The sequence below is a fragment of the Escherichia sp. AM3 genome, from assembly GCF_032029835.1.
In the GTDB taxonomy this organism is placed as follows: domain Bacteria; phylum Pseudomonadota; class Gammaproteobacteria; order Enterobacterales; family Enterobacteriaceae; genus Escherichia; species Escherichia coli.
Map to the genome: position 1 here is coordinate 1 of NZ_JAVUPQ010000985.1, position 271 is coordinate 271.

A 271-nucleotide genomic window follows, 5' to 3' on the forward strand; every position below is an offset into this window, starting at 1 on the left:
GGGTTTGCCAGAGCTTACCGTCGCGGTAGCGCAGCTCGCGAGGACAGGTCATCTGGTGGATCCAGCCGTGCGCCCGCGTAGGCTGGAGCCTCTCTTCGCCGTCCGGCACGCCCAACCAGCCGATGAGGATGCGGCGGCCATCTTCTGCCACCGTGGTTTGCGGCGCGTAAAATTCGAAACCGGCGTCAAGCTCATGCAGCTCGCCGTGCGCAAATGCAGGCGTCTGATAATCAAATGCCCCGCTCATCCAGACGGCCGGATAGGTGTTGAG

The 271-nt window shown here is 63.1% G+C and carries 1 pseudogene; it reads right to left on the reverse strand.

The features are described 5' to 3' along the window. A pseudogene (locus RTW80_RS29350) lies at positions 1–271 on the reverse strand (glycosyl hydrolase family 32); the annotation flags it as partial.